Source organism: Atribacterota bacterium (assembly GCA_039638595.1).
In the GTDB taxonomy this organism is placed as follows: Bacteria; Atribacterota; Atribacteria; order Atribacterales; family Caldatribacteriaceae; genus Profundicultor; species Profundicultor thermophilus.
In genome coordinates, this window is the sequence record JBDIWM010000075.1 from 1 (window position 1) to 6,371 (window position 6,371).

The 6,371-nt window shown below is 48.0% G+C and carries 4 protein-coding genes; 2 read left to right on the forward strand and 2 right to left on the reverse strand.

What is annotated here, in order from left to right; translation table 11 throughout:
* Positions 1–513: 513 nt before the first annotated feature.
* Together ABDK92_10880 and ABDK92_10885 are read left to right on the forward strand one after the other, a co-directional pair.
* Positions 514–2,295, forward strand: coding sequence for a PAS domain S-box protein (locus ABDK92_10880; protein ID MEN3187107.1), 1,782 nt, complete (start codon positions 514–516; stop codon positions 2,293–2,295).
* The gene (locus ABDK92_10885) at positions 2,292–3,605 is read left to right on the forward strand and encodes a diguanylate cyclase (protein MEN3187108.1); all 1,314 of its coding nucleotides are present in this window, start codon (positions 2,292–2,294) and stop codon (positions 3,603–3,605) included. Before ABDK92_10880 ends, ABDK92_10885 begins: the two co-directional genes overlap by 4 nt.
* Before the next feature lie 145 nt (positions 3,606–3,750).
* Here ABDK92_10885 and floA read toward each other — a convergent pair whose 3' ends face one another.
* Together floA and ABDK92_10895 are read right to left on the reverse strand one after the other, a co-directional pair.
* Positions 3,751–4,725 carry a flotillin-like protein FloA gene (gene floA, locus ABDK92_10890; protein ID MEN3187109.1) on the reverse strand — a complete coding sequence of 325 codons (975 nt, stop codon included), beginning with the start codon at positions 4,723–4,725 and terminating at the stop codon, positions 3,751–3,753.
* 3 nt (positions 4,726–4,728) lie between these two features.
* Positions 4,729–6,087: an NfeD family protein gene (locus tag ABDK92_10895; GenBank protein MEN3187110.1), complete on the reverse strand. Its 1,359-nt coding sequence runs from the start codon at positions 6,085–6,087 to the stop codon at positions 4,729–4,731.
* Between the last annotated feature and the right edge of the window lie 284 nt (positions 6,088–6,371).

Consider the following 6,371-nt stretch of genomic DNA (forward strand, 5'->3'; position numbering starts at 1 on the left):
GGGCAGGGGCAGGCTGGACAATACCGGGATTCCTGATAAAAACGTTCAGGAATGACGTAGGGGAGAGACGTTCAGGAATGACGGTACAAAAAACATTCAGGGGTGACGGAGAGGGGTATATTCAGGGGTGACGAATACAAAACAGGTTCCTACCGAAAAATGGTGTTGATTTTTTCCCAAATGGAATAAGATTCCATCCTACCTTCATAAGTATGGTAAAATAAATATGCAAATTTTGAGGGAACAAAGATGGCTAGCTTCGAACCAAAACATTTCCAGAAATATGTCATGCTGAGTCTGTTAAGCAGTTTTGTTGCTCTCTTTTTGCTGTGGCTGTACATGAAACAACCTGGAACGATACACTTTTATCCCACGGAAAACCCACTCCACCTTTTGGGGATGTTTTTTTTCGTCTTGCTTTATTGGCGATTCCAAAAAACAGCCCCATCTCCAGGGACAAATGTAGGGTTTCCCCTTACCATCTTAGGTTTCTGGAGTCTTTTTCTGGAGAGAATGAAACCTTTGAGGGTTTTGCCCTCAGGAACGTCGTTGCATCTTCTTTTTTTGACCGTTGGGGCAGTTATTTTGATGTTTTCGATGTTCAGATACTTCCGTGAGGAAGAACGTCTCCAGGAGGAATTCCAGTATACTAAAAACTTACTTATCTTCATCCTGCAGTACATTCCCGACCATGTGTACATCAAAGACCGGCAGAGTCGATTTGTGGATGCCAGCATGTCGCTGGTGCGTCATTTTGGCCTTACCAGGAAAGAGGACCTTCTGGGGAAAACCGACTTCGATTTCTTTGCCAACCCCCATGCTGAGGAAGCTTTTTCCGATGAAAAGCGAATTATGGAAAGCGGCACACCCATTGTGGGAAAAGAAGAGGAAGAAATCTGGCCCGATGGGAGGAATAACTGGGTATTGACCAGTAAAATCCCCTGGAAGGATGCTACTGGAAAAGTAATTGGAATCGTTGGGATTTCCCGGGATATTACCCCCCTGATAACTCAGCGAAAAAAGCTTGAAGAAAACGAGCGCTTTCTTTCAGCAATTTTTGAAAGTATCCAGGACGGCTTGTGTGTTATTGACCGGGATATGACCATCGTTCAGGCTAATCGTTTCCTCGAGGAAATGTATCCCGAAGAACGTCCGTTAGCGGGAAAAAAATGTTATCACCTTTTTCACTGGGGAGAACATCCCTGCGAAAACTGCCCTACCCTTAAGGCGTTTGCCACAGGGGCAAGCGCTACGCAGGTCAGACCTTATGTACGAAAAGGAGAGCAGGTTGGGTGGCTTGAAATTATCTCTTACCCCATCCAAGATGAATATGGTACCGTTCAAGGAGTGATCGAACAGGTTCGGAATATCACCAAGCGCATTCAGGATGAAGAGGAGCTAAAAGCTCGCGAAGAAAACTTTCGTCTTTTGGCTGAATCGAATCCCTCTGCTATTTTCATCTATCAGGACAATCGCTTTGTTTACGTCAATCCCGAAGCTGAACGACTGACCGGGTATTCCAGAGAGGAACTCATTGGTATGCCGGTAGCCAATTTGATACATCCTGATTTTGTGTCCTTAGCTCTTGAACGCGCCGAGCGGCGGCAGAAAAACCTTCCGGTGGAAAAACAGTATGAACTCAAAATCGTCACCAAAGATGGAAAAGAGCGGTGGTTATTCCTTTCAGCAGAGACCATCTTCTATCGGGGACGGTGGGCGGGTTTAGTTTCCGCTATGGATATCACCGAGAAAAAGAGTACCGAACGGAAAAACCTCCACCTTAAGATGGTACTTGAACGCATTCGTAACGTTAATCAGCTTCTTTCCCGAGCGAAAGAACCAGCAGCGTTACTGGAAAAAGTCTGTCAGGAAATGGTTGAAGATGAAACCTATTTTTCTTCGTTGATTTACCTTGTGAATCGGGAAAACCCTCACTTTTTCCATGCGGGCATTGAGCAAGACAAGCTTGCAGAATGGATGGAATTCCTGAAACAGTACGATTTCTCTGCAGTCTACCAATCTGTCGTGTCGCTTCGTTTGCTTCCTCCTGAACAGGTACTGCTTGTCACCCCCATTCGGTATCAAGAACGTATTCTGGGGATAATAGCTGTGGCGATGCCCGCCGAGTTTGCCGAAAATCAGGAAGAACAGGCGCTCCTCGTGGAGCTGAGTGACGATCTGGCTTTTGGGATGTATAATCTGGAACTTCAAAAAGTCCAGAAAACCATGCAAAAAACCTGGAAGAGAGCGAAAGACGATTTCGAAATCTCCTGGAAAACCTCCCCTTGGGAGTGACAATCTTTCAGAATGGGCAATTCACCTATACCAATCCGTTTGCCGACCTTTTGATGGAACATTTTGCCGATTCTCTTCGAAACTTCCTGGAGAAAAAATTAGACTCACTGACGAGCGATTCAATCTCGAAACGTTTTGCCATCGAGGACGAAGTCCTCATGCAAGGTCAGGATGGGGAAGAACGGTGGTTTTTTATCCGTGGCCGACCTATGCACCAAAAAATCGAAAAAGGGCTGATTCTATTTCTTCTGGATGTCACTGACAAGAAAAAGAGCGAAGCGGTGATGGAACACCTGGCTTCGTACGATTCCTTAACTGGCCTTTACAATCGCGGTTTCTTTGAAGAGATTCTCCGAAAAACCGACCAGGTGGAAAACCTTCCCATTAGTGTCATCATGGGCGATTTGAATGGTCTAAAGTTAGTCAACGACGCCTTCGGACACGAAGAAGGAGACCGCTTGCTTCGCCAGGCAGCGTCTTTGCTCCGCCAGGCTACTCCTCCGGAAAGTGTGGTTGCCCGTTTTGGGGGCGATGAGTTTGTGGTGCTTTTAACCCAGACCGACCACCAAAAAACCCAGGAAATCGTGGAACAGATTTATTATAGCTTCTCTCGGCAGTCCATTGGACCCATCCCGGTGAGTATTTCCCTGGGTTTTGGTACAAAAAGTACCACATCTCAAAGTATCACCGACATTGTACGCATTGCCGAAAACTGGATGTACCAGCGTAAACTCAACGATGGCCTTAGCTTTCGGGTGAAAACCTTCCATTTTCTGCAGAAAACCCTCCGAGACGTGGCCTATGAAGTGGAAGAACATTCCCAGCGAATTAAAAAGTGGGCTTTGCGGATGGCCGAAGTCCTTAACCTCCCTCAAGGGGAAAAAGACAATCTGTCGTTTCTTGCCGATTTTCATGACGTAGGGAAAATCGCCATTCCGCAAAATATCCTCCAGAAACCAGGTCCTTTAAGCGATGAAGAATGGGAAATCGTGCATCGACATCCAGAAACTGGGTTCCGCATCGCCCAGGCTATCCCGGAACTGGCCCCCCTTGCTCCGCTTATCCTTGCCCACCACGAGTGGTACAACGGACAAGGATATCCTCGAAGACTGCAAGGTGAAGAAATCCCTCTTTTGAGCCGTATTATCGCCATATGCGATGCGTTTGATGTGATGGTCAGCGGCCGTCCCTACCGAAAAGCGCGCTCCATCGAAGAGGCTATTACTGAACTCAAGCGACACCGCGGTACCCAGTTTGATCCCCAGCTTGTCGATGTGTTCATTCAGATTCTCGACGCTTCAGACTTATGAAAGTCTCCTCCGGGTGGTGCGACGAAAGAGGGGGTGGATGCTACGACACACCGGTTCAGAAAAGAGCTGGTGAAAGAGATAAAAAGAGGGGAAATCTTTTTTGACCTTTTCCCGAAAAGAACGTTTCTCTTCCTTTTCGTTTCCGTTATTCATTTCTCTTTTCCTCTTCGCTTCCCAGCCGTTCCCTCATGCGGGTATCAGCCTGAAGATTTTGCAATGAATAGTAATCGAGGAAGCCGAGTTTCCCTTCTCGCAAAGCATGAGCCAGGGCTTTGGGGACTTCGGCTTCGGCTTCCACCACCTTAGCCCGCATCTCCTGGGTGTAGGCTTTCATTTCCTGTTCCCGAGCGATGGCCAGTGCCCTCCGCTCTTCGGCTTTTGCCTGCGCTACCCGTTTGTCCGCTTCAGCCTGATCAGTCTGCAGTCGCGCTCCGATATTCTCTCCCACGTCGATGTCGGCAATATCGATGGAGAGAATCTCAAAAGCCGTTCCAGCATCAAGACCCTTATCTAAAACGGTTTTAGAAATGGTATCCGGGTTTTCCAGAACCTCTTTGTGGGAAATCGACGAACCAATAGTGGTGACGATTCCTTCTCCCACCCGGGCAATGATGGTGGCTTCGGTAGCTCCACCAATCAGGCGATCAATATTGGTCCGCACCGTTACCCGGGCTTTCACTTTGAGCTCAATGCCATCTTTAGCCACTGCCGCCACTACCGGAGTTTCAATCACCTTGGGAAGGACACTCATCTGTACTGCTTCTAAAACATTTCTGCCGGCGAGGTCAATAGCGCAGGTCTTTTGAAAAGAAAGGGGAATTCCAGCTCGCTCAGCAGCAATCAGGGAAATCACCACCCGGTCGACGTTACCACCGGCAAGATAGTGAGCTTCCAGCGCCCCCACGCTCAAATCAAGACCAGCCTTGGTTGCCTTGATGAGAGGGAGAATGATGTTTGCTGGAGGAACCCGCCGTAGACGCATCCCAATAAGGGTCACGATACTCACTTTTACACCCGCCGCCAAAGCCGAAATCCACAATCCCAAAGGAACCAGGGAGAAGAATACAATCACCAAAAGAAGAATCACCACCGCTGGAACAAGGTATGCACTCAGTCCCATTTTTTAACCCTCCTTTATCGACCGAACGATAATTTTATTTCCCTGGATTTCATCTACCACCACTGTCTTCCCTGCCTCGATAAATTCACCCCGTGTGACCACATCATAAAGCCGTCCCTCAATTTCCACAATCCCTGCTGGCCGAAGCACAGTTTTTGCAATCCCCATTTTTCCCGGGATGACCAGAGAAGAAACACTTTCAAATGTTTCCTCCTTTGGACTCTTCTCCCGCAGTCCAATCGTTCGCCAGATAGGATTAACAGGAAGGAAAAAAAGGAGGATTAGAAAAACACCCCCAAAGATGGCCAAATAGAAGAACGATTCCAGAAACGCTCCGACCGGAAATAGAATTCGGGTAGCCCGAAGCACGAGATATAGTGAAACAAAAAGCATACCAATCCCAGTGAACCCCGTTACCCCAAAACCAGGAATGACAAGCAGTTCCAGAGCAAGCAACACAATACCCAAAACAAAAAGAAGCAACGGTTCCCAACCAGCGAGTCCAGCCATATATCGCCCCCCAAAAAATAGAAGGAGCGACACCACTCCCACCGTTCCGGGAATACCAAATCCCGGGGTCATGATTTCCAGAAAAATTCCCCCAAAAGCCAGAAAAAGAAGCAACGGCACTACGGCAGGGTGGGTCAACACCCGAGCCAGGGTCTCCGACCAGGAGGGGATGAGAGTAACCACCGGACCTTTTAAACCCAGTTTACTCAGGACCTCTTCCTTACTTTGCGCGATGCCGTCAATTGCTCCTTTGTCTAAAGCCATATACGCCGATAAAGTGAGCAAACTCCCTTTCTCTTTTATCCCGGGAATTTCGACATTGCGGTCCACCATACCGGCGAAAAGAAGTGGGTCACGACCCCGTAACTGAGCCAGGGCTTCAATGTGTGCCCGGATGGCCGACACCGTCTTGGGGTCTGGTTTATCGACGTCTTCTGTCCCTCCCCGGGGTTCACTCGCTCCCATACTCCCGTCGGGAACCATGAAAATCGTCTCACAGGAAAGGGCCAGGAATACTCCTGCTGACCAGGCTTTGGAATTCACAAAAGCCACCGTTTTCACCGGGGTTCGGACAATGAGTTCCTTGATAAACAACATGGCATCCACTCGCCCTCCGAGGGTATCAATTTCAAAGACTACAAGCTGGGCGTTCTCCCGCACTGCCTCTTGCAGCGCTCTGCGGGCGAAACTTGCCAATCCCCATTCCACGGCCCCAAACTCAGGAAAGTCCCGAAGCGGCACCCAGAAAATCGGTCTTTCACCAGAAAAGGCGATATTCGAAGTCAGAAAGAGCAAGATAACAATCGTAAATCCCAAAAGACATTTTTTCTCCATGCTATGGATAGCCCACATCCTCCAAAAATATTCCTGAGCAACGGTTTTCAAACCAAAATTGGTTTTTGTGCCTTACTACAGTAAGGTAATGCAGCACCATGCTTTTTTAAATTAATATTGGGGTTACTTTCTATTCCTCATTCCGGCAATCTTTAAGCCGGAATCTTTCTTTTCGTCACCCCGGCATGTATTTAAGCCGGGGTCTATACTGTTTCGTCATTCCGGCAATCTTTTAGCCGGAATCTCGGTTGCTTTTCCCTTAGTTACTTAGATTCCTGCTAAAGACACGCAGGAATGACGTT

What these genes read in the sequence shown, in the direction of transcription:
- ABDK92_10880 (MEN3187107.1), top strand. Translation starts at nt 514, where the DNA reads ATGAAACCTTTGAGGGTTTTGCCCTCAGGAACGTCGTTGCATCTTCTT.
- floA (MEN3187109.1), bottom strand. Translation starts at nt 4,725, where the DNA reads ATGGGACTGAGTGCATACCTTGTTCCAGCGGTGGTGATTCTTCTTTTG.
- ABDK92_10895 (MEN3187110.1), bottom strand. Translation starts at nt 6,087, where the DNA reads ATGTGGGCTATCCATAGCATGGAGAAAAAATGTCTTTTGGGATTTACG.